Below are 20,599 nucleotides of genomic sequence, written 5' to 3'. Positions count from 1 at the left end.
GGAAAACCGTTAATTTATACCCGTAAAGATCGTATTTCCTCTCTCACACAACCACCGAGATTCCCGGCCAAAACCCGGCCTCTGGAGCCTGGCCCTGGCTTGAGAACGCCGATGCCCGTGGGGCCTGCAGCGGCCCTGCGGCCACCGGCGGCGGTCTTCATCCGGTCGCCGCAGACCATGGAGGAGGTCGCGCCTGCACCTGCACGCTGCCACTGCGGCCTCCATGAATTTCAACCTGGGATCGCATCACCATACCTGGCGCCGGCGCTCGGTCATGCCGACCGGGGCTGAAGGAAACAGCGATCAGGCGGTCGGCGATAACACCGTCAGGGAGCGGTATCGGACGGGGCGGCTCGGTCGGTTCAGGGCTTCTGAACCCCCTGGCGGTTGAGAGCCACCGAGTAGATCGAGGTCGTGGCGGTGATAAAGAGCCGGTGCTTCGCCCGCCCGCCAAAACACACATTCGAGACCAGCTCGGGAACCAGCACCTTGCCCAGCAAGCGTCCCGCCGGATCGATGCAGTGCACGCCGTCTGCCGCCGAAGACCAGAGATTGCCGTCGGTATCGACCCGGAATCCGTCGGCGGCGCCAGGATCAATGGTGTGGAACACGCCCCCATCGGTCAGCGTAAGATCGTCCGCTACGTCAAACACGCGGATGTGGCGCGGGTCGCCCCGGAACATGCGGCCGGTGTCGGCCACGTAGAGCCGGCTTTCGTCCGGGCTGAAGGCAAGCCCGTTCGGGCAGTTGAAGTCTGTAAGCACGGCCGCGATCGCCCCGGTCGCAGGATCGACCCGGTAGACGTTGCAGGGCAGTTCCTGTTCCGACTTGAAACCCTCGTAGTTCGTCATGATGCCATAGTGGGGATCTGTGAACCAAACCGTCCCATCGGACTTCACCACGACGTCATTCGGCGAGTTCAGAGGCTTGCCCTCGAAGGCGTCGGCGAGAACCGTCAGGGAGCCGTCGTACTCCGTCCGCGTTACCCGCCGCAGTCCGTGCTCGCAGGAGATCAGCCGTCCTTCGCGATCACGGGTGTGGCCGTTGGCATAGTTTGACGGCTGGCGGTAGACGGCGGCGCCCGCCTCAGGCGTCCAGCGCATGATCCGGTTGTTGGGGATGTCCGAAAACAACAGGCACCCGGCATCGCCGAACCAGACCGGCCCCTCGGTCCAGTCGAAACCGGTCGCGAGCTGCTTGACGGGCGCATTGCCCAGCACAAAGGTCTCGAAGCGCGGATCGACGATCTCAAAGCATGACATCTCGGCGCCTCCTGAAGGATTGGTTTTCTGCCGATTGCCGGACCTGCCGATGACGGGATCTGCGCGGGCCCGGTCTGAGCTTCGGGCCCAGGTTAAAGGTCCGGCCGGGAACCGGCGCACGGCCGCTCATGTGGGGATATCCGCCGGCCGGGGGCCATCGAAGAACTCCATCAGCACCGACTGGTCGGCATCGCCGAGCCCGGCCGCGGTCATCAGGCGATGCACCTCGGCGCAGGCGGCGGTCAACGGCATTGCTGTCTGAGTCAGACGGGCGAGGTCCTGGACGCCGTTGAGATCCTTCACCATGTTTGCGATGCGGCCGAGCGGCGCGTAATCCCGGGCGGCCATCTTCGGCATGAACTCCTGCAGGATCGCGCTGTCGGCGCGCCCGCCCTTCAGCGCGGCTGGGATCTTGGCAGCGTCAACCCCCGCATCCTGGGCGAGCCGGGTAGCCTCGGCCACAGCGAGGAAACCCAGCCCGCAGAGTACCTGGTTGATGAGTTTCGTCGTCTGCCCGGCCCCGGAGGGGCCCATGTGGGTGAAGTTGGCGCAGAGCTTGTCCATCACCGCCCTCGCGGCCTGAAAGTCCTCGGCCGTGCCGCCCGCCATGACGGTCAGCTCTCCGGTGAGCGCCTTGGGCGCCCCGCCCGAGAGCGGGCAGTCGACCCACCGCAGTCCCTTTCCCAGGGCCTCTGCGGCAAGCGTCTGGGTCGACGACGGGTCGATTGAGGACATGTCAATGATCATCGTCCCGGGCGCCGCGGCCTCGGCAACGCCCTTCTCACCGAAGACGGCCGCCCTTACGATGGCCGCGGAATTGAGGCTGAGGATCACGAAGTCCGACTCGGCCGCGGCCTGTGCCGCCGATCCGGCGCCGCGCGCGCCCTTGTCGACCAGCAGCTGAACGGCATCGGGGTTGAGGTCGAACACCGCCAGCGCCTCGCCGCATTCGACGAGCCGCGTTCCGATCGCACCGCCCATGGCGCCGCACCCGATCAGGGCAACCCGGTTGTTCATGGTGTTCTCCTTTCTGCGCTGTCGTCACGGCGTCGCACGCCCAATCCGATCGGTTTCATAGTGTTGCCCGGATGGAGGGGCTCCGGCCCCCAGATCGCCTGATAGGTATCGATGGCCAGTCCCCTTCGCTGCAAGATGATGAAGGCACCCACGAGCGCCGACCACCAGACACCCAGCCCGACCCACATCCAATGCGGTGCATTGGCCCGCCACATTCCCGATACGACGCTTGCCAGCGCCACCAGCAACAGCGCATAGCCTGCCGACTTGTGGAAGTACTCGAACACCCGACGCCTGAGCGTCATGTCATAGTGGTCGCCCGCGAGAGAGCCGTCCGGCGCCGGATCGGTCGGCCCCCCCTTGGTGCCGCGAAACCAGCCTGCCAAGTACTGCAGAGAGGCGAGTCCGATGACGGTCCAACCCAACGCCCTGTGAGTCTCCGCCACGGCGCCGTCGTCGGGCGTCTGGAGGATCAGCCACAGCGCCGCCAGCATGGCGATGCCACCGCCGTACTGCAGGATCTGGTGACCGTACCACCAGGTCTGACTGTCCAGCTGCCGCGGCCAGTCCTGTCTTGGCGTGATCTTGAGAAAGCGCGCAATCAGCACGCCCAGGGGCAGAAGCACACCCCAGGCCAGCACCATCAGTCGCCCATGCCACGACACCAGGACACCCACTTCGTGGGCCCGCGTCGCATCGATGGGTGCGCACAACCACTCAACCATCAGCCCTTGACCGCGCCAGCGGTCATGCCGGTAATGATCTGCTTGGAGGCGACAAAGGTGAAGATGATGGGCGGGATCGCAAGAAGCGTTCCGGTCGCCATGATCACGCCCCAATCGATGTCGTGCTCGGTCAGCGAGTTCACGATGGTCACGGGAACCGTACGGGTGTTGCGGTCGAGCAGGGCGTTGGCCAGAAGAAACTCGTTCCAGGCGATGCGGAAGGTGAAGATCGAGGCAGCAGCCAGCCCGGGCTTGATGACCGGAAGCACGACCAGGAAGAACACCTGGAAGGGATTGGCGCCGTCCATCTTCGCGGCCTCCTCCAGTTGGACCGGCACTTGCACGATGAAGCTCTGCAGAATCCAGATGACGAAGGGCAGGTTCATGGCCACGTAGACCAGGATGACGCCCGCATAGGTGCCATCCAGGCCATACTGGAAGGTCCAGATTCCAAAGACCGGCACCAGCAGGACCGCCGGGGGAACCATGCGCATCATCAAGGTGGTCAGCGACACGGTGCCGCGCCCCATGAACTTGAAGCGCACGATGGCGTAGGCGGCCATACAGCCGATGACCAGAGTGATCGCCGTCGAGACCAGGGCGACGATGAGCGAGTTTATCAGCGCGCGCCCGAAGCTCTTGTCGCAGTAATCGACATGCGCCGGCTCGTACCAGAGCATGTTGCAGAGCGCGGTCTCATAGTTCCTGATGGTCGGCACGAACAGCAGGCCCGCCGTCTCGTCCATGATGTCGACATTCAGCTTCAGCGACGTCGCCAGCATCAGCACGATGGGACCCAGAGACATCACCACCAGCGCCGCCAGCAGGGCGAAGAAGGCCGGGTTTTGCCGGTCGTAGCTCGGAGCGCTCATTTCAGGCCTCCTCCGCCGCGGCGCGCAGGCGGGCGGAGCGCGCCTCGATCGCCTTGTTGTAGAGGAACATTGCCACGGTCAGCACCAGCAGCATGATCAGCAGATAGTTGGACATCGCAGCGGCAACGCCGAGTTCCCGGAACTCCGAGGCGGTGCGCGCGATGCGCAGAGCCAGGATCTCGGTCGTCAGCCCCGGGCCGCCATTGGTCATCACCAGGATGACCTCCAGCACCTTGAACGCGTCGATCAGGCGCAGCAGTCCGGTGACAATCAGCACAGGCATCATCAGCGGCAGCTTGATGTGCCAGACCTGCTGCCAGGGCGTGGCACCGTCGATCCGTGCCGCTTCCAAGGCCGAGCGCGGCAGGGACTGCAGCGCCGCCAACGCGAGAATGAAGATGAACGGCGTCCATTGCCAGATATCGGCGATGATCACCGATTGCAGGGACCACTCGGGACTGGACAGCCAGGGAACCGGCTCGAAGCCAAGGTCCTTCAGCGTCCGGTTAATAATGCCGACGCTTGGGTGGTACATATAGCGCCACATCAGGCCGACGACGATGGGCGCAATCATCATCGGCAGGATGAAGACCGTCCGCAGGATCGACATGCCCCGGATATTGCGATCGAGCAACAGCGCCAGCCCGACCCCGATGACCATCTCCGCCGAGACCACAACGGCCGCGAACTTGAGCGTCACCCAGAAGGACTCATGAAAGTTCTCGTCGCCAAGCAGACCCAGGTAGTTCTGCAGGCCGACCCAATCCGCCTCGCCGATGCGCTGACTGGGATTCCAGTTCAAAAAGCTCGCATAGATCATGTAGCCGATCGGGTAGAGCAGTGCGACGGCCAGCACGATCACCGCCGGCGCCAGGAAGACATAGGGCGTGAGGCGGTTCATTCTTTCGGTCAGCATGGCGCCCTCGGCTCATCTGGAAGACGGAGGCCGGCGCCTCGGCGCCAGCCTTCTCGTCCTCCGGCACGTCACTGCCAGGTGTAGTAGCCGGCTTCCTCAAGGGTTGCGGAGGCACGCTCGGCGACGCCGTCGAGCGCATCCTGCGGGCTCAGCCCCTCCGTCAGCATCTTGGACAGGGCCGTTCCCAGGTCGGCATTGATCTTGCCCCAGACGGGGATGATCGGGCGCCAGTCCGGGTCGGCGTACTTCAGCGCCTCGCCAAAGGTCGCGGCATAGGGGTACTTCGCATTCAACTCGGCATTCTGATAGGTCGAGAACCGCGAAGGATTGCCGCCCGCCATGGCGACCGCAAGGTCACCCTTCTTGGAGGTCAGCCACTGCATCAGGAGGAAGGCGGCTTCCTTGTTCTCGGCGTTCTTCGGGATTGCGATGCCGAAGCCACCGGTTTGACTTCCGCGGCGCACGCCCATGGGGTGAAGGGCCCAGCCGACATTGCCCACGACCCTGCTTTTCGACGGGTCCTCAAACCCCGCGGCAAAGGCGATGGAGTCCAGGAACATGGCCGATTTGCCTTGCGCGAATGAGGCCGCAGCTTCGGAGGGGCCGAAGGTCTCCGCACCCTCGACACCGCAGTCGATGATCGTCTTCAGCGCCTCCGCCGCTTTCACACCCGCCTCGTTGTTGACGATCGGCTGCCAGTTGTCGTCGAGTACCCGGCCGCCCAGAGGCGCAAGGTGCAGCAGGAACGCGTGGCTGGCCTGGTGGCCCGAGGCAGCGCGCGAGGCCATTCCGCCCATTCCGGGCTCGAGCTCGGGAATCCTGCAGGCAATGTCCAGCAGTTCGTCATAAGTCTCGGGCACCTTCAGTCCGTGCTTGTCGAAGATGTCTTTGCGATAAGCGAGAACCGAAGTCTCGGACCCGAAGGGAATGCCGAACAGAGACCCGGTCTTGCCTGGCAGATATCCCTTCTTTCCGCCCGCAACGCCGATGTTCTCGACATAGCCGTCAATGAGATCCTCGGCGTCATAGTTGGGATCCGCGAGCCGGGGGTTCATAAAGAACCGCGCCAGGTTTTCCAACTGGTCCGCAAAGACATAGTCGGCCTTGGAGAACACGACATAGGAGATCAGGTCGTAGTCGCCTTCGGACTTGGTCAGTTCCAACGTCTGACGCTCACGCATTTTCAGATACTGCAGCATGTCCACTTCGACCTCGATGCCCGTCTCCGCAGTGAACTGCGGCAGCACCTTGAGCACAGCCTTGTAGTGCGGGTGTGCCGGGAAGTTCACGACCAGCGTGGTTCCCTCGAAGGGTTCATAGGGATTGGCCAATGCCAGTCCGGCGGCGAGCGTCGTGCCCAGTGCGGCCATGGCCGTGGTCTTCAGGACCTTCAACATCATTTCCTCCCTCTTCTAGACTTGTTTTTTGTTAAAGGGTCGTTCCGCTGTCGCTGTCGAAGAGCATGATGTCCTCGGAGCGGACTCCGAAGGTCATGCTGCTTCCCGCCTTCATCGGTGACGCGCTGTCGCATTCGACCTGAACCTCCACCTCCCCGCAGCGGGTCACCAGAACGGAGTGTGCGCCCAGGTACTCGGAGACAACCAGAAGCAGTTCGATCGGGGCGCCGACCGCAGCGTCGCTATGAAAGACCGAAGGTCGCAGCCCCATGGTCACTTGACGGTGCCGGGCCGTGCCGTTTAGGCGCTGGCGGTGCTCACGAGAGAGCGGCAGCAGGAAGCCATCGCCCCGGACCCAGAGGACATCGCCCTGCTCGACCAGTTCCCCGTCGAGGAAGTTCATCTTCGGGCTGCCGATGAAGCCGGCAACGAACCTGTTGACCGGATGTTTGAAAAGCTCCTCCGGCGTACCCTGCTGTTGGACCAGTCCTTCGTTCATCACCACGATCCTGTCGCCCAGCGTCATCGCCTCGATCTGGTCGTGGGTCACATAGATCATGTTCTTGTCCAGCCGGTCGCGCATCTCGGCCAGCTCCGTGCGCATCTTGCTGCGCAGATTTGCATCGAGATTCGACAACGGCTCGTCGAACAAGAAGGTCGAGGCATCGCGGACCATGGCGCGGCCCATGGCAACCCGCTGACGCTGACCTCCGCTGAGTTCGGCCGGTTTGCGTTCCAGCAGATGGCCGATGCTCAGCATCTCGGCGACCCGCCGGACCTTCTGCTCGATCTCCGCCTTGGGCACCCTGGCAAGGCGCAGCGCAAAGGACATGTTCCTTGCGATGTTCATGTGCGGGTAGAGCGCGTAGTCCTGGAACACCATGGCGATGTCCCGCTGCTTGGGTTCCAGATGGCTGATCGGTTTGCCGTCGAAAAGGATCTCCCCGTCGCTCAGCGTCTCCAAGCCGGCCAGGATCCGCAGCGTCGTCGACTTGCCGCAGCCGGAAGGCCCGACCAGGACCGTGAACTCCCCGTCGTCCAGCTCAAGATCGAGCGGCAGAAGGACGCGAACGGGACCGAAACTCTTTTCAACGCCTTGAAGCACGATGTGCGGCAAGGTCCCCTCCCTTTACGCGTTTTCTTATAGTTACCCCAACGGTAAGCCTGGCCGATTCACCCACAAAGGCTTGAATCGGGATTCTACGTTAGCGCTAACGTTGGAAGGGCGCTAAAGTCAGGGGTTTCCGGGGAGTTGCCACATGAGCGACGCTGGCGAGGACGTGCCCAGCCGCCCGAAGATCGAAGATGTCGCGCGTGAGGCGGGCGTCTCCATTATGTCGGTTTCGCGCGCGATGCGCGGCGTCGATGGAATCTCCCCGCAAACCAGGCAACGCATCCTGAAAGCGGCCGAGAGAATGGGCTATGTGCCCAGCCGGCTCGCCGGCTCCCTGGCGGCGGCCACCTCCAATCTCATCGCAATCTCGGTGCCGACGCTGTTCGAGGTGGTCTTTGCAGAAATAATCGACGGCATGCGCAGCACGCTGCTCAACGCCGGTTACGAAACCATGATCGGGACATCCGACTTCTCGACGGAACGCGAAGCTGCGTGGATCGCGCGCATGATCCAATGGTCCCCGGCCGGCCTGGTCGTCTGCGGACAGCACCGAACCGACGAAGCGCGGCAACAGTTGATGCAGTCGCATATCCCAGTCCTGGAGATCTGGGACCGGAACGACGACCCCATCGATCTCTGCGTCGGCTTCGACCACACCGCCGCAGGAACCGAGATGGGGCGTTATCTTGTCGGCCTCGGGTATCGCAGACCGGCCTTCATCGGCACACCGCCGGGCCGCGATCCGAGAGCGGAAAAGCGCCTTGACGGATTTGCAGCCGCTTTCTCCGAAAGCGGCGTTTCGCTCGCCGCCGATCTGCGTGTCGACGGTCCACCTTCCTTCGAAGCCGGATATGACGGAACGATATCGGCCCTCTCCGCAGCCCGGCGCCCGGACGTGCTGTACTTCCTGAACGATCATCTGGCCTTCGGCGGCCTTATGGCCTGCGCAAATCTCGGCATCCCTGTGCCGCAAGCGATCGGGATCGCCGGCTTCAACGGTCTCAACATCAACAATGTGCTGGACACGCCATTGACGACGTCCAACACGCCGCGCCGGCTCATGGGATCAACCGGTGCGCGGATGCTGATCGCAGCCATCAACGGGGTACGGACCGAGAGGTCGGTGGTGATGCCGGTGGAACTGATACCGGGGGAGACGACCCGCCCTCGCCCGGTCTCTGTGTAAGCGGGGCCCCGGCCACCCGTTTTCGGGACCGTCTTAACCCAGGAGCGGCGGCGCCGGTGAAAACCTTGTAACACGCCGTTGGAATTCTCTACCCTGACCGGGCTTCGGCGAGTGAGCCGAGTGCCTTGACGAGAGCTGACGGACACATGCCGCGCAAAGCCGATGATCCAATGGAACGGCTGGTCTTCGTGACCACCGAAGACGGGCTGGAGCTCGAAGGCGTGCTGATCACGCCGCAGTCGGGCGGCGGGACCGGGCCGCTGGTGATCTGGGTGCATGGGATGCACCGGCGCTTCAGCCAGCGCGAATTCGTTGAGATCGGCCGCCACACGGCGCGCCTGGGTCGGCCCTTCCTGGCCGTCAACACCCGCGGCCACGATCTGGGCGCCTGGTTCCGCACGCCGACGGGCTTCCTGCTCGGCGGCACGGCCTGGGAGCAGTTCGTGGACAGCCCTTTCGATCTCGCTGCCTGGACCGACTTCGCGCGCAAGGAAGGCTACAAGAGCTATGTCCTCGTCGGCGTCGGCTATGGCGCGCCGAAGGTGGTGTTCTATCAGGCCCAGCGCCAGGACCGGCAAACCCTGGGCTGCGTGTTCGCCTCCTCCGGCACCATCGTGCGCGACAAGATCACCGATCTTGCGACGGTCGAAGTGACAGAACTGGCAAAACGCATGATCGCCGAAGGGCGCGGCCAGGAACTGATGGCCATGGGCGCGGTGAAGGACTCCTTCGGCAGCACCGTCAGCGCCCAGGTCTTCGCCGACCGCGCGCGCATTCATCGGGAGTTCTACGGCGAAGGCGGAGACCGCCCGCCCGCCCTGGCACAGATCCGCCAGCCGATCCTGGTGCTTTACGGTGGCCTGGCCGAAACCCGGGAGCGGCCGCTGCTGGATTTCATCGAACGGATCAGACGCACGGCGGTGCAGTCGCCCGAGGTGAAGGCGAAAATCATCCCGGGCGCCGGCAACACCTTCAAGGACTCCGAGGCAGAGGCGGCCCGCGAGATCGTCGGCTGGATCAACCAGACCCTGTCCCTGCCGAAAGCCGTCTGAGGTCCGACGGGGCTCATTTATCATCTGTTGAAAAATTCCCGACCCTGACGCATGCTGCGCCCAGCAGGCGCCGCAGCAGCGAACCTGGGAGGCGGACCTGGGAGTCGGACTTGGGCCGCGGACCCGGGCGGCGAACCCGGGCGGCGGATGGTTTTGGAGTACAGGTGCGATGGCGGAACTGAAGCGCGGCCGGTCCAGGACCCGGACGAAGGTGGAGATCACACGCACCCTCGACAGGGGGTTGCGGGTGCTCGAGGTGATTGCCGACGAAGCCTCCCTCTCGCTCTCCGAGATTGCCCGCAGGCTCGACCTGACGCCGGCCACCACCTTCCGTCTTCTGGAGACTCTGCGGCATCGCGACTATGTGCGCCAGGACGAGGAGACCGGGCTTTATGACGTCGGCCCACGGGCTTTTCAGATCGGCTCGGCCTTCACCGAGCGCCTGCGCATACACCAGGTGGCCCAGCCGGTCCTGGGCCGCCTCGCCGACGAACTCGGCGACACCGTTTCCCTGGGCCTGCGCGACGGCGGCGAGGTGATCTTCGTCGATCAGCGCGAAGGACGCGGCATGATCCGCATGGCGCCGCGCCTGGGCGTGCGCGCGCCTCTGCACTGTACCGCGGCCGGCAAGGTCCTGACCGCCTGGCTTTGGGAGGCGGCGTTGCGCGACGTGCTCGGCGACAGGCCGATGGAACGCTTCACGGAGTCGACCATCGCCAGCTGGCCGGCGCTGATCGAAGAACTGGATCGCGTCCGCCAGCAGGGTTACGCCATGGACCTCGAGGAGTACGAGCAGCAGATCTGCTGTCTGGCCGCCCCGGTGCGCGGACGCGACGGACATGTCGTGGGCGCGCTCTCCGTCTCCCGCGTGGCGACGCGCTTTCCGCACAGTGATCCACTGCCCTTTGCCCAGAGGATCATTGCCGCGGCGGAGGACGTCTCCCGCCGCCTGGGCTGGACCGGCGGCGCCCAGGCCCCCGTGCACCACGTTTCCAACGGCAGTCGCCAGAGCGTCGAGATCCTGGACGACTGACCCTCTCCGCCATCCCCCTTCACCGCCCCGCCTTTTCCCTGCAGTGCTGCGCCGTTCAGCCTAGCTGAAACTCATATTTTTCGCTGAATGAAAAAATTTTTTGTTCATTGACAAAATAAAGGACGGATTCCAGAGTTCGAGGGATCAGAAGAGAGCAGATCAGAACTGCCGAATGACTCCTTGGGAGGAACACTCGCGATGTCGAATGAATGGATGAGCGGGCGCGCCTTGCGCACGCCTCTTGCCGTTGCAGCGGTTGTCTCAACGGTCGTGGTGGGAGCGGCCGGGCCCATGATGCTTGGGGCCATGATGCTTGGGGCCATGGCGCTTGGAGCGGCACAGTCAGCCGCCGCTGCCACCTACAGTGAAGCGCCGGCGCTCAAAGCACTGGTGGAGGCCGGACAGCTTCCCCCGGTGGAGCAGAGGCTGCCCAAAAACCCGCGCGTCCTGGAGCCGCTGGAAAGCGTCGGCGTCTACGGCGGCGTCTGGCGCACCGGCTCAAAACCGAGCGCGCCGACCTGGAACCTGCGCACCGTCGGCTACGACCACATGTTCCATTGGCTGCCCGACTGGACCGGCGTGGTCCCGAACATCGCCGCCGCCTTCGAGGTGAGCCCCGATGCCCGGGTCTATACCATCACCCTGCGCGAAGGCATGAAGTGGTCCGATGGCGACCCCTTCGACACGGAGGACATCCTCTTTGCCTACGAAAGTGTTTTCAAGCATGCGGACCTGGCCGACTTCCCCGGCTACCTGCGGTCCGGCAAGGAAAGCCCGGCGAAGATCGAAAAGGTCGACGCGGTCACCTTCACAGTGACCTTCGAGAAGCCGAAGGCGAGCTTTCTGGAAGGCATGGCCCAGGTCACCACGCAGATCGGCGGCGACGCCCTGACCAAGTATCCGGCCCACTACATGCGCCAGTTCCATCCCGACTTCAATCAGGAAGGGCTCGATGCGCTGGTGGCGGAGTCCGGCGCCAGTTCCTGGGCGGACCTCTTCAGTCTCAAGGCGGATACCTGGCTGAACCCGGACAAGCCGACCCTCAACGCCTGGATGGTCACGCTGCCCTATGGTGACGGCAATCAGGTGGTCGCCGAACGCAACCCCTACTACTGGAAGGTCGACCCCGAAGGCCAGCAACTGCCCTACATCGACCGCGTGGTCTTCGAAATCGTCCAGGACCCGGAGGTGCTGCTGCTGAAGGCCCTGGCCGGCGAGATCGATATGATCGGCACCATGCTCAATACCGTCTCCAACAAGGCGGTGCTGTTCGACGGGCGCGAAAAGGCGGACTTCGATTTCTTCGAGCTGGTCCCCTCCGACTCCAATCTCGCCACCTACTCCTTCAACCAGATGCACAAGGACCCGGTGCTGCGGGAGGTCCTGGCCAACAAGGACTTCCGCGCCGGCCTCAGCCACGCCATCAACCGCCAGGAGATCATCGATCTGGTCTTCATCGGCCAGGGAACGCCGATGCAGACAGCGGTGCTGCCGAGCTACAAGCCGCTTTACAACGAGCAGCTCGCCAAGCAGTTCACGGAGTACGACGTCGACAAGGCCAATGCCCTGCTCGACAAGGCCGGCTTCGCGGAACGGGATTCCGATGGCTGGCGCCTGGGCCCGGACGGCAAGCCCATCGAGTTCGCCATCCTCACCCGCGCCGACAAGAAGTTCATGGCCGATTCCAGCCTGATGGTGGTGGAACACTGGAAACAGGTGGGCATCAACGCGCGCGTCGATATCGTCGAGCGCTCGCTCGTGCGCTCGCGCAAGAACGCCAACGACCACGACGTGATCATCGAGGACTTCCCGGGCGGCGCCCGCGATGCCTTCCTGCGCCCGACCCCCTGGGTGCCGATGCACCACAACGCCGCCTACGGCATCCCCTGGTACGACTGGCAGCGCGGCCGCGAGGGCGGCGCGGAGCCGCCGGCCCACGTCAGGCGCCAGCTCGAGCTCTGGGAAGAGGTGAACTCCCTGGCCGATCCGCAGAAGCGCGAGGAAGCCATGCGCGAGATCCTGCAGATCGCGGCCGACAGCTTCTATACCATCGGCATCGTGGTGCCGAAGGCGGGCTACGGCATCGTTTCGAACCGCATGAAGAACGTGCCGCGGACGATGCACGGCTCCTACTGGTTCGCGCCGCCGGGACCGACCAACCCGCCGACCTACTACTTCGTCGGCGGCAAGAACGGCTGACGGGCCGGGACCATGCAGCACAGCCCCCGGCGCCCGGTCGGGCGCCGGGGTTGCTGTCTCTTGCGTCTCGGGTCCACGATGAAGCGGCGGCAAAAAGGCGGATAGATCCCGGCGATGCTCACCAACTACGTGCTCAGGCGCCTGGTCTTCATGGTCCCGACCCTGCTGGCGATCTCCATCGTTTCCTTTGCGATCGTCCAGCTGCCGCCGGGGGACTTCCTCGACACCTACATCTCGACCCTGGAAGCGGACGGCGGCGACATCAGCAGCATCGAGGTCGACAATCTGCGCAAGCGCTACCGCCTCGACGAGCCGATGGTCGTGCAGTACTGGCAGTGGATCACGGGGATTGTGCTGGAGGGGGATTTCGGCTGGTCGTTCCAGTACCAGCGCCCGGTCTCCGACGTACTCTGGGACCGTGTCGGTCTGACCTTCGTGATCTCCCTGGCCTCGCTCGTGTTCGTCTACGTGGTGGCCTTCCCCATCGGCGTCTACTCCGCGGTGAAGAAGTACTCGCTGGGCGACTACGTCTTCACCTTCCTCGGCTTTCTCGGCCTTGCCATCCCCAACTTCCTGCTGGCGCTGATCCTGATGTACGGGGCGCTCACCTTCTTCGGACAGAGCGTCGGCGGCCTGTTCTCGCCGGAGTTCGCCGAGGCCCCCTGGAGCTGGGCCAGGTTCTGGGACCTGCTGGCGCATCTCTGGATTCCGGTGATCATCATCGGCACCGCAAGCACCGCCGGGCTGATCCGCGTCATGCGCGCCAACCTGGCGGATGAGCTGAACAAACCCTATGTCGAGACCGCGCGGGCCAAGGGCGTTTCGGAAGGGCGGCTGCTGATCCGCTATCCGGTCAGGCTCGCCCTCAACCCCTTCGTCAGCCAGGTCGGCTGGGAACTGCCGTCGCTGGTCTCCGGGGCGGCCATCACCTCCATCGTCCTGAATCTGCCGACCACCGGACCGGTGCTACTCATCGCCCTCAAATCGCAGGACATGTACCTGGCCGGAAGCTTCATCATGATCCTCAGCATCCTCACTGTGGTTGGAACCCTGGTTTCCGACCTCCTGCTGGCGTGGCTCGATCCGCGCATCCGCTACGGATAGGGCCGGCCGCCGATGACGATGTCAGACACCACCCAGAACCTGCCTCCCGGCGACGACAGCGATGTCACGGCCGCCCCGGAGTCCGCCTACGCCAGCCAGTGGCAGCTCATGTGGTGGCGCTTCAAGCGCCACCGCCTTGCCGTCGTCAGCGGACTGGTGGTGCTGGCGATCTATCTGGTGGCCCTCTTCGCCGAGTTCCTGGCGCCGCTGCCGCCCAACCAGACCAGCACGCGCCATACCTATGCGCCGCCCCAGAGTCTTGGCTTCTTCGTGCCCGACGGGGCGGGCGGCTCAGACTTCCGCCTGCACGTGACGGGCTACAAGGTGGAGATCGATCCGGTGGCGATCCGCCGCACCTTCGTGCCCGACGAGAGCAAGATCGTGCCCGTCGGCTTCTTCGTCGAAAGCGACCCCTATCTTCTGCTGGGTTTCATTCCCATGCAGACCAAGCTGATCGGGCCGGTGAACAAGGGCGACCCCTTCTACCTGCTGGGCGCCGACCGCCTGGGCCGCGACATGCTGAGCCGAATCGTCCACGGCGCGCGGGTTTCCATGTCCATCGGCCTGGTCGGGGTCTTCGTCAGCCTCTTCGTCGGGGTGCTCCTGGGCGGCATCTCCGGCTACTACGGCGGGCTGATTGACGACGTGATCCAGCGCACCATCGAGTTCCTGAAGGCCATCCCCACGATCCCGCTGTGGATGGGGCTTGCGGCCGCGATCCCGCAGAACTGGTCGCCCCTCACCGTCTATTTCCTCATCACGGTCCTGATCTCCCTCATCGGCTGGACCAGTCTGGCGCGGGAGGTGCGCGGCCGCTTTCTTTCGATGAAGACGGAGGACTTCGTCGCCGCGGCCAAGCTCGACGGCGCCGGCGAGGTGCGCATCATCCTGCGCCACATGGCGCCTTCCTTCCTCAGTCACATCATCGCGACCCTGACCCTGGCGATCCCCACCATGATCCTGGCGGAGACGGCGCTCAGCTTCCTCGGCATCGGCCTGCGTCCCCCGGTGGTCAGCTGGGGCGTACTGCTGCAGGAGGCGCAGAACGTGCGCGCGGTCGCCACGGCGCCCTGGCTGCTGCTGCCCGGCCTGGCTGTGGTGATTGCCGTGCTGTCCCTCAACTTCCTGGGTGACGGCATGCGCGATGCCGCCGACCCCTACGCGGATTGAGGGGCGCATCCATGAACACAGCGGCGACCGATCTCCCGACCTTTCCGCAGCAGGCGGACTCTGCCGAGGCCGTGGTGCTGGAGGTGAAGAACCTCTCCACCCACTTCTCCCTGCGCACCGGGCTGTTGAAAGCGGTCGACGACATCAGCTTCACCCTGAAGCGCCGCGAGACCCTCTGCATCGTCGGCGAAAGCGGCTCGGGCAAGAGCGTCACGGCGCGCTCCATCCTGCGCATCGTCCCCAGCCCCGGCAGGGTGGTCGCCGGAGAAATCCGGCTGCACGGCGTCGACGGCGACCCGGAGAAGGTTGTCGACCTTGCCGCGCTGGACCCGCGCGGGCGCGCGGTGCGCGCCATCCGCGGCAAGGAGATCTCCATGATCTTCCAGGAGCCCATGAGCTCCCTCTCCCCGGTGCACAAGATCGGCTTCCAGATCGACGAGGCGCTGAAGCTCCACACCGGCCTCGACAAACGGGGCCGCCGGGCGCGCACCATAGAGCTGCTGCGCCGGGTCGAAATTCCAAACCCAGAAGCCACGGTCGACCGCTATCCCTTCGAGTATTCCGGCGGCATGCGCCAACGCGCCATGATCGCCATGGCGCTGGCCTGCAACCCCTCGGTCCTGATCGCCGACGAACCGACGACGGCGCTGGACGTGACCACCCAGGCCGAGATCCTGGATCTCATCAAGGAGTTGCAGGACGAGTTCGGCATGGCGGTGATCTTCATCACTCACGACATGGGCGTGGTGGCCGAGATCGCCGACACGGTCTGCGTCATGCGTCACGGCGCAATGGTGGAAAGCGGGCCTGTGGAGGACATCTTCAAGAACCCGCGCCACCCCTACTCCCGGATGCTGATCGGCTCGGCCCTGCGGCTGGAAAAGCCGGCGGAGATGCGGCAGGCGGCCCGGAACCCGAAGGACGAGGGCGCGCCCATCCTGCGCATCGAGAACCTGGTGAAGGACTTCGTCACCCACAAGGGGTTCTTCAAGCGCGAAACCTCGGCCCTGCGCGCGGTCTCCGACGTCAATCTCACGCTGCGCGAAGGCGAGAACCTCGGCATCGTCGGCGAAAGCGGCTCCGGCAAGACCACGCTGGGACGCTGCCTGCTGCGCATGATCGAGCCCAGCGGTGGCTCGGTCTTCTACCGCCGCAAGGACGGCTCCGAAGTCGACATCGAAAGCGTCAGCAAGGCGGAGCTGCGCCAGATCTACCGCGAGGTCCGCATGATCTTCCAGGATCCCTTCGGTTCGCTGAACCCGCGCATGACCATCGAACAGGTGGTGGGTGAGCCGCTGCTGATGATGGGCTGGAAGCCCAAAGCGATCCGCGACCGCGTCGTCGAGCTGATCGAGCGCGTCGACCTGAAGGCCGAGGTGCTGGAGCGCTATCCTCACGCATTTTCGGGCGGCCAGCGCCAGCGCATCTGCATCGCCCGGGCGCTGGCGCCGGAACCCCGGGTCATCGTCGCCGACGAAGCGACCTCCGCCCTCGATGTCAGCCTGCGCGCCCAGGTGCTCGATCTGCTGCTCTCGCTGCAGCAGCAGATGAACCTCAGCTTCGTCTTCATCAGCCACGACATCAGCGTGATCCGCTATTTCTGCGACCGGGTCGCGGTCATGTACAAGGGCGAGATTGTCGAGATCGGCGAGGCACTCGCGGTCTGCGACAACCCCCAGCACGGCTATACAAAGGCACTGCTTTCGGCGGTGCCGCGGCCGGACCCGACGCAGCGCAGAATTCACGAACGCCACCGCTACGTGGCCAACGCATAGAGCCAAAGCATCGAACAGAAACGCAAAAGGAGGTGACATCCATGACCGAGGACGCGACCCCCTGGGCCTGGTCTCAGCAAGCGGCCCCCGAGGAGGCGACGCTGCTGCTGGTCGGCGATACCAACGTCCAAGGCCGCGACGATCCGGCGCAGGCCTTCCGGCGCGTCGACGCCACCCTGAATGCCGCCGACGTCCTCTTCGGGCAGTTGGAAGGCCCCCTCAGCCCACCCTCGGACGACCCGGAGAACCCGGACATCGCCCATAAGCTGCTCTGGCGCCACAGCGAGCCGCGCATGGTGGAAGGCTACAAGGCCGCCGGCTTCACGGCCTTCGCCTGCGCCAGCAATGTCTGTTATCCGCCGCGGGCCGCACTCACAAGCAACGCGACGCTGGATGCAGCGGGCATCGCCCACTGCGGCGCGGGCGTCAATCTGGCCGAGGCGCGCAAGCCGGCGATCGTCGAGTCCAAGGGCGTGCGCTTCGGCTTCCTCAGCTATACGTCGGTGTTCTGGCATGTGAACCACGCGGCAACGCCGGAGAGCGCCGGCTGCGCCACCATCAAGATCCACACCGGCTATCAGCCGGGCCGCCGGGCACTGGAGATGCCGGGCACCCCGCCGCTGATCCTCACCGTGCCGGACGCGGAGGAACTGGCCGCCATGGAAGACGACATCCGCCGGCTGCGCGAGCGTGCGGACGTCGTCGTCATGTCCTGCCACTGGGGCATCTCCAGCAGCACGGAGATCGCCGATTACCAGCAAACCGTCGGCCGCGCCGCCATCGATGCCGGCGCCGATGTCGTCTTCGGCCACCATCCCCACGTCGTCCAGGGTGCGGAGCTCTACAAGGGCAAGCCGGTGTTCTACAGCCTCGGCAACTTCGCCTTTGACTGGGTGCGCATGCAGGGCCGCAACCTCGACGGCATCATGATCCGGCTCATCGCCTCCAAGGGCGGCGTGCGGGACATCGCCGTGGTGCCGGTGCGGCGGGACGGCGACAACCTGGTGGGCATCGCCGATCCGGCCCAGTCGGAGGGCGCCGATATCCTTCGCCAACTGGAAGAACGTTCGGCGCCCTTCGGCACCGCGGTGGAGCGCCGCGGCGCCGATGCCGCCCTGGTCCGCAGTTCCTCCGCCAAGGCGGCTTGAGCACAAAAGAGAGTCCGGAAGCCTTCATGAAGATCAAGAGCGTCACACCGGTCTTTGCCGACCGCTTTCTCTACGCCGTCGTCGAAACGGAGGACGGCCTCACCGGAACAGGCGAGTGCGGCGCCTGGGGTCAGCTGGAACCGGCGGCAACGGCCATCGCGAAGTGCGGCGCATACCTGGTCGGCCGGGATGCCGGCGCGATCGAGCATCACTGGAACGTGCTGACCCGCTGGTCGCACTTCCGCGGTGCGGCGCTCTCCGGGGCGGTGTCGGCCATCGACGTGGCGCTCTGGGACATCAAGGGCCAGGCGCTCGGGGTGCCGGTCTATGCCCTGTTCGGCGGGCCGACGCGCCGCACGGCGCGGGTCTATGCCCACGTGAAAGCCAAGACGCGGGAGGAAATGATCGCCCGCTGCCTGGAACTGAAGGACCGGGGCTTCACCGCCATCGGCCACCTGAACCCCTTTCTCGACGAAGATCGCTCGGTCCCCTATCACCGCAGCCATGCCCGCAAGATCGACGACGCGGTGGCGGTCGTGCGCGATCTGCGCGAAGCCCTGGGGCCGGAGATCGATCTCTGCATCGAGATCCACCGCCGCCTGACCCCGGCCGAGGCCATCGTCTTCGGCAACGAGATCGCGCCCTATCGGCCGATGTTCTACGAGGACCCCATGGCGCCGACGACACCCGATTCCATGGCGCGGATCGCCGAGAAGGTTACGATCCCCATCGCAACGGGGGAGCGCTTCTTCTCGCTGTACGAATTCCAGACCCACATTGCCCGCAAGGCGCTGGCCTACGCCCGGGTCTCGGTCTGCATCTGCGGCGGCATTACGGGCGCCCGCAAGATCGCCGCCCTCGCCGAGGCGCACGACATCCAGGTGATCCCGCACAACCCCCTGTCGCCGATCTCGCTGGCCGCCTGTCTGCAGCTCGATGCGGCGATCCCCAACTTCGCCATTCAGGAGTACCCGACCGTGGGTCTGGACTTCTCCGACCCCACCGCGGCGGACCGCCCGGACCATCAGCTGCGGGGTCTGCACCTGGTCGACGCGGTGCCCCCTGTGGCGGAAGGCTTCATCGAGATTCCGGACCGCCCGGGCATCGGCATGCGGCTGGTCGAAGATGTCGAGAAGGTCGCGCCGAAGGTGTCACGGCCCGTTGCCATGCGCGCCCACCGCGACGGCTTCGTGGTCGATCAATGACCGGGACCGGTAGTCGGGGAACTGGTGATCGGCGGACCTGAGGGCTTCATCAGGGGTGCAGCCCGGAGCAGACCCGCGCACTCATCGGATACCGATTTTGCTCAGCAGGCGTTCCCGTTTCATCAGCCACCAGCCGGATTCGACCGGCCAGAGTGCGAAGTTCTCATTTGCCCCGAGCGTCTTTGCTGCGTGAAGCGGCCAGTTCGGGTCATCGAGAAGTTCCCTGGCCAAGGCAATCATATCGGCCTTGCCGGCACGGACGAGGTCTTCGCAGACCTGCGCGTCCCAGAGGAAGCCGACCGCCATGCTTGGAATGCCGGCGCCTTCGCGAACCTGTTCGGCAAAGGGCACCTGAAAGCCCTGCTCGATGACCATGCGGCGCGGCCGGTCCTTTCCGCCGATGCCGCCCGTCGAGCAATCGATCATGTCGACGCCCGCAGCCTTCAGCGCCCTGGCCGTCGCAACGGCGTCTTCCACCTCAATCCCGCCTTCAAGCCAGTCGGTCGCCGAAAGGCGGAACGCCAGAGGGTAGCCCTCCGGCCAGTTCGCCCGGATTGACCGCGCCACTTCAACGGCAAACCGCCTGCGGTTTTCGGCACTTCCGCCCCAGCGGTCGCTGCGCCGGTTGGCAATGGGCGACAGGAATTGATGAACCAGAAACCCGTGGGCCGCATAGACCTCGATGATCCTGAAGCCCGCCTCCCGGGCGCGTCCTGCGGCCTCGCCGAAGGAAGCGATCACCCGCTCGATGTCTGTCTCCGACATCTCGAGGGGCTCCGGCCAACCCTCCGCATAGGGAAGGGGCGAAGGGGCGATTGCCGTCCAGGGAGCCTCGCTTCGTTCGGAGACGTCCTCGTCGTCGACGGGCGTCTCTCCGTGCCAGGGCCGCCGCTCCGATGCCTTGCGACCGGCATGGCCAAGCTGGATGCCGGGGACCGCACCTTCCTCGCTTATGAACCTTGCGATCGGTGCCAGGTCTTCTATCTGCGCATCCTTCCAGAGCCCGAGATCGCCATGCGTTCTCCTGCCATCCGCTTCGACCGCTGTTGCCTCGGCATAGACCAGACCCGCACCGCCCAGGGCAAAACGGCCGAGATGTACCGTGTGCCAGCCGTTGGCATGGCCGTCCCTTGCCCGGTACTGGCTCATCGGTGACACGGCGATGCGGTTCTTGAAGGTGACGTCGCGCAGCGTGAATGGAGAAAAGAGCTCGGCCATCGATCCTTGAGTCCTTGTGGCAGGGTGTCGGTATCGCAGGGTATCGGCGCCGATGTAGCAGACATGCCGCCTCTCGTTGAAGTAACAGGTTAGTGGGCATGGCCGTCCGGGAGGCAGCCAAAGCCGGGCGGCGATGCCGGCAGCGCGGCCATGGCCACCAGAGGCGGAAATCGCATTCGCAAACGCGGAGAGTGAAGACTTTCCGG

At 64.9% G+C, this 20,599-nt stretch carries 17 protein-coding genes; 9 read left to right on the top strand and 8 right to left on the bottom strand.

The window, feature by feature from the left end; translation table 11 throughout:
* Window positions 1–362: 362 nt before the first annotated feature.
* From ACO06P_RS16550 to ACO06P_RS16520, 7 genes are all read right to left on the bottom strand, one after another.
* A complete protein-coding gene (locus ACO06P_RS16550; protein WP_420346331.1) occupies window positions 363–1,262 on the bottom strand; it encodes an SMP-30/gluconolactonase/LRE family protein in 900 nt (299 codons plus the stop codon).
* A gap of 126 nt (window positions 1,263–1,388) precedes the next feature.
* Window positions 1,389–2,279 carry an NAD(P)-dependent oxidoreductase gene (locus ACO06P_RS16545; protein WP_420346330.1) on the bottom strand — a complete coding sequence of 297 codons (891 nt, stop codon included), beginning with the start codon at window positions 2,277–2,279 and terminating at the stop codon, window positions 1,389–1,391.
* Window positions 2,276–2,944 (bottom strand): cytochrome b561 domain-containing protein, encoded by a 669-nt coding sequence (locus ACO06P_RS16540; RefSeq protein WP_420346329.1) that lies wholly within the window; start codon window positions 2,942–2,944, stop codon window positions 2,276–2,278. The genes ACO06P_RS16545 and ACO06P_RS16540 overlap by 4 nt, the downstream gene beginning before the upstream one ends.
* A 59-nt stretch (window positions 2,945–3,003) precedes the next feature.
* The gene (locus tag ACO06P_RS16535; RefSeq protein WP_420346328.1) at window positions 3,004–3,876 is read right to left on the bottom strand and encodes a carbohydrate ABC transporter permease; all 873 of its coding nucleotides are present in this window, start codon (window positions 3,874–3,876) and stop codon (window positions 3,004–3,006) included.
* A 1-nt stretch (window position 3,877) separates the two neighbouring features.
* The gene (locus ACO06P_RS16530) at window positions 3,878–4,792 is read right to left on the bottom strand and encodes a carbohydrate ABC transporter permease (RefSeq protein ID WP_420346327.1); all 915 of its coding nucleotides are present in this window, start codon (window positions 4,790–4,792) and stop codon (window positions 3,878–3,880) included.
* Between the two features lie 68 nt (window positions 4,793–4,860).
* The gene (locus ACO06P_RS16525; RefSeq protein WP_420346326.1) at window positions 4,861–6,192 is read right to left on the bottom strand and encodes an extracellular solute-binding protein; all 1,332 of its coding nucleotides are present in this window, start codon (window positions 6,190–6,192) and stop codon (window positions 4,861–4,863) included.
* A gap of 28 nt (window positions 6,193–6,220) precedes the next feature.
* The gene (locus ACO06P_RS16520; RefSeq protein ID WP_420346325.1) at window positions 6,221–7,306 is read right to left on the bottom strand and encodes an ABC transporter ATP-binding protein; all 1,086 of its coding nucleotides are present in this window, start codon (window positions 7,304–7,306) and stop codon (window positions 6,221–6,223) included.
* Between the two features lie 163 nt (window positions 7,307–7,469).
* Here ACO06P_RS16520 and ACO06P_RS16515 point away from each other — a divergent pair, with 163 nt between their 5' ends.
* The 9 genes from ACO06P_RS16515 to ACO06P_RS16475 all read left to right on the top strand — a co-directional run bounded on the left by ACO06P_RS16515 (window position 7,470) and on the right by ACO06P_RS16475 (window position 19,175).
* A complete protein-coding gene (locus ACO06P_RS16515; RefSeq protein WP_420346324.1) occupies window positions 7,470–8,489 on the top strand; it encodes a LacI family DNA-binding transcriptional regulator in 1,020 nt (339 codons plus the stop codon).
* Between the two features lie 146 nt (window positions 8,490–8,635).
* A complete protein-coding gene (locus ACO06P_RS16510) occupies window positions 8,636–9,541 on the top strand; it encodes an alpha/beta hydrolase (protein ID WP_420346323.1) in 906 nt (301 codons plus the stop codon).
* A gap of 169 nt (window positions 9,542–9,710) precedes the next feature.
* Window positions 9,711–10,574: an IclR family transcriptional regulator gene (locus tag ACO06P_RS16505; protein WP_420346322.1), complete on the top strand. Its 864-nt coding sequence runs from the start codon at window positions 9,711–9,713 to the stop codon at window positions 10,572–10,574.
* Between the two features lie 198 nt (window positions 10,575–10,772).
* Window positions 10,773–12,773, top strand: a complete 2,001-nt coding sequence (locus ACO06P_RS16500; RefSeq protein WP_420346321.1) for an ABC transporter substrate-binding protein — start codon at window positions 10,773–10,775, stop codon at window positions 12,771–12,773.
* 114 nt (window positions 12,774–12,887) lie between these two features.
* Window positions 12,888–13,877 (top strand): ABC transporter permease, encoded by a 990-nt coding sequence (locus ACO06P_RS16495; RefSeq protein WP_420346320.1) that lies wholly within the window; start codon window positions 12,888–12,890, stop codon window positions 13,875–13,877.
* A 12-nt stretch (window positions 13,878–13,889) separates the two neighbouring features.
* A complete protein-coding gene (locus tag ACO06P_RS16490; RefSeq protein ID WP_420346319.1) occupies window positions 13,890–15,047 on the top strand; it encodes an ABC transporter permease in 1,158 nt (385 codons plus the stop codon).
* A gap of 11 nt (window positions 15,048–15,058) precedes the next feature.
* Window positions 15,059–16,822, top strand: coding sequence for an ABC transporter ATP-binding protein (locus ACO06P_RS16485; RefSeq protein ID WP_420346318.1), 1,764 nt, complete (start codon window positions 15,059–15,061; stop codon window positions 16,820–16,822).
* A gap of 41 nt (window positions 16,823–16,863) precedes the next feature.
* Window positions 16,864–17,970, top strand: a complete 1,107-nt coding sequence (locus ACO06P_RS16480; protein ID WP_420346317.1) for a CapA family protein — start codon at window positions 16,864–16,866, stop codon at window positions 17,968–17,970.
* A gap of 26 nt (window positions 17,971–17,996) precedes the next feature.
* Complete coding sequence (locus ACO06P_RS16475) at window positions 17,997–19,175, top strand: mandelate racemase/muconate lactonizing enzyme family protein (RefSeq protein WP_420346316.1); 1,179 nt, start codon at window positions 17,997–17,999, stop codon at window positions 19,173–19,175.
* Window positions 19,176–19,256: 81 nt separating this feature from the next.
* Here the strand turns inward: ACO06P_RS16475 and ACO06P_RS16470 are convergent, their stop codons facing one another.
* Complete coding sequence (locus ACO06P_RS16470; RefSeq protein ID WP_420346315.1) at window positions 19,257–20,393, bottom strand: NADH:flavin oxidoreductase/NADH oxidase; 1,137 nt, start codon at window positions 20,391–20,393, stop codon at window positions 19,257–19,259.
* Window positions 20,394–20,599: the final 206 nt, after the last annotated feature.

It is taken from the genome of Pelagibius sp., from assembly GCF_965227505.1.
GTDB lineage: Bacteria > Pseudomonadota > Alphaproteobacteria > Kiloniellales > Kiloniellaceae > Pelagibius.
This window is presented reverse-complemented; position numbering and strand designations above follow the sequence as displayed.

Excerpts from the sequence above, each read along its gene's own strand:
- ACO06P_RS16550 (WP_420346331.1), bottom strand. The coding sequence starts at position 1,262 with ATGTCATGCTTTGAGATCGTCGATCCGCGCTTCGAGACCTTTGTGCTG.
- ACO06P_RS16545 (WP_420346330.1), bottom strand. The coding sequence starts at position 2,279 with ATGAACAACCGGGTTGCCCTGATCGGGTGCGGCGCCATGGGCGGTGCG.
- ACO06P_RS16535 (WP_420346328.1), bottom strand. The coding sequence starts at position 3,876 with ATGAGCGCTCCGAGCTACGACCGGCAAAACCCGGCCTTCTTCGCCCTG.
- ACO06P_RS16530 (WP_420346327.1), bottom strand. The coding sequence starts at position 4,792 with ATGCTGACCGAAAGAATGAACCGCCTCACGCCCTATGTCTTCCTGGCG.
- ACO06P_RS16525 (WP_420346326.1), bottom strand. The coding sequence starts at position 6,192 with ATGATGTTGAAGGTCCTGAAGACCACGGCCATGGCCGCACTGGGCACG.
- ACO06P_RS16510 (WP_420346323.1), top strand. The coding sequence starts at position 8,636 with ATGCCGCGCAAAGCCGATGATCCAATGGAACGGCTGGTCTTCGTGACC.
- ACO06P_RS16505 (WP_420346322.1), top strand. The coding sequence starts at position 9,711 with ATGGCGGAACTGAAGCGCGGCCGGTCCAGGACCCGGACGAAGGTGGAG.
- ACO06P_RS16500 (WP_420346321.1), top strand. The coding sequence starts at position 10,773 with ATGTCGAATGAATGGATGAGCGGGCGCGCCTTGCGCACGCCTCTTGCC.
- ACO06P_RS16495 (WP_420346320.1), top strand. The coding sequence starts at position 12,888 with ATGCTCACCAACTACGTGCTCAGGCGCCTGGTCTTCATGGTCCCGACC.
- ACO06P_RS16490 (WP_420346319.1), top strand. The coding sequence starts at position 13,890 with ATGACGATGTCAGACACCACCCAGAACCTGCCTCCCGGCGACGACAGC.
- ACO06P_RS16485 (WP_420346318.1), top strand. The coding sequence starts at position 15,059 with ATGAACACAGCGGCGACCGATCTCCCGACCTTTCCGCAGCAGGCGGAC.
- ACO06P_RS16480 (WP_420346317.1), top strand. The coding sequence starts at position 16,864 with ATGACCGAGGACGCGACCCCCTGGGCCTGGTCTCAGCAAGCGGCCCCC.
- ACO06P_RS16475 (WP_420346316.1), top strand. The coding sequence starts at position 17,997 with ATGAAGATCAAGAGCGTCACACCGGTCTTTGCCGACCGCTTTCTCTAC.
- ACO06P_RS16470 (WP_420346315.1), bottom strand. The coding sequence starts at position 20,393 with ATGGCCGAGCTCTTTTCTCCATTCACGCTGCGCGACGTCACCTTCAAG.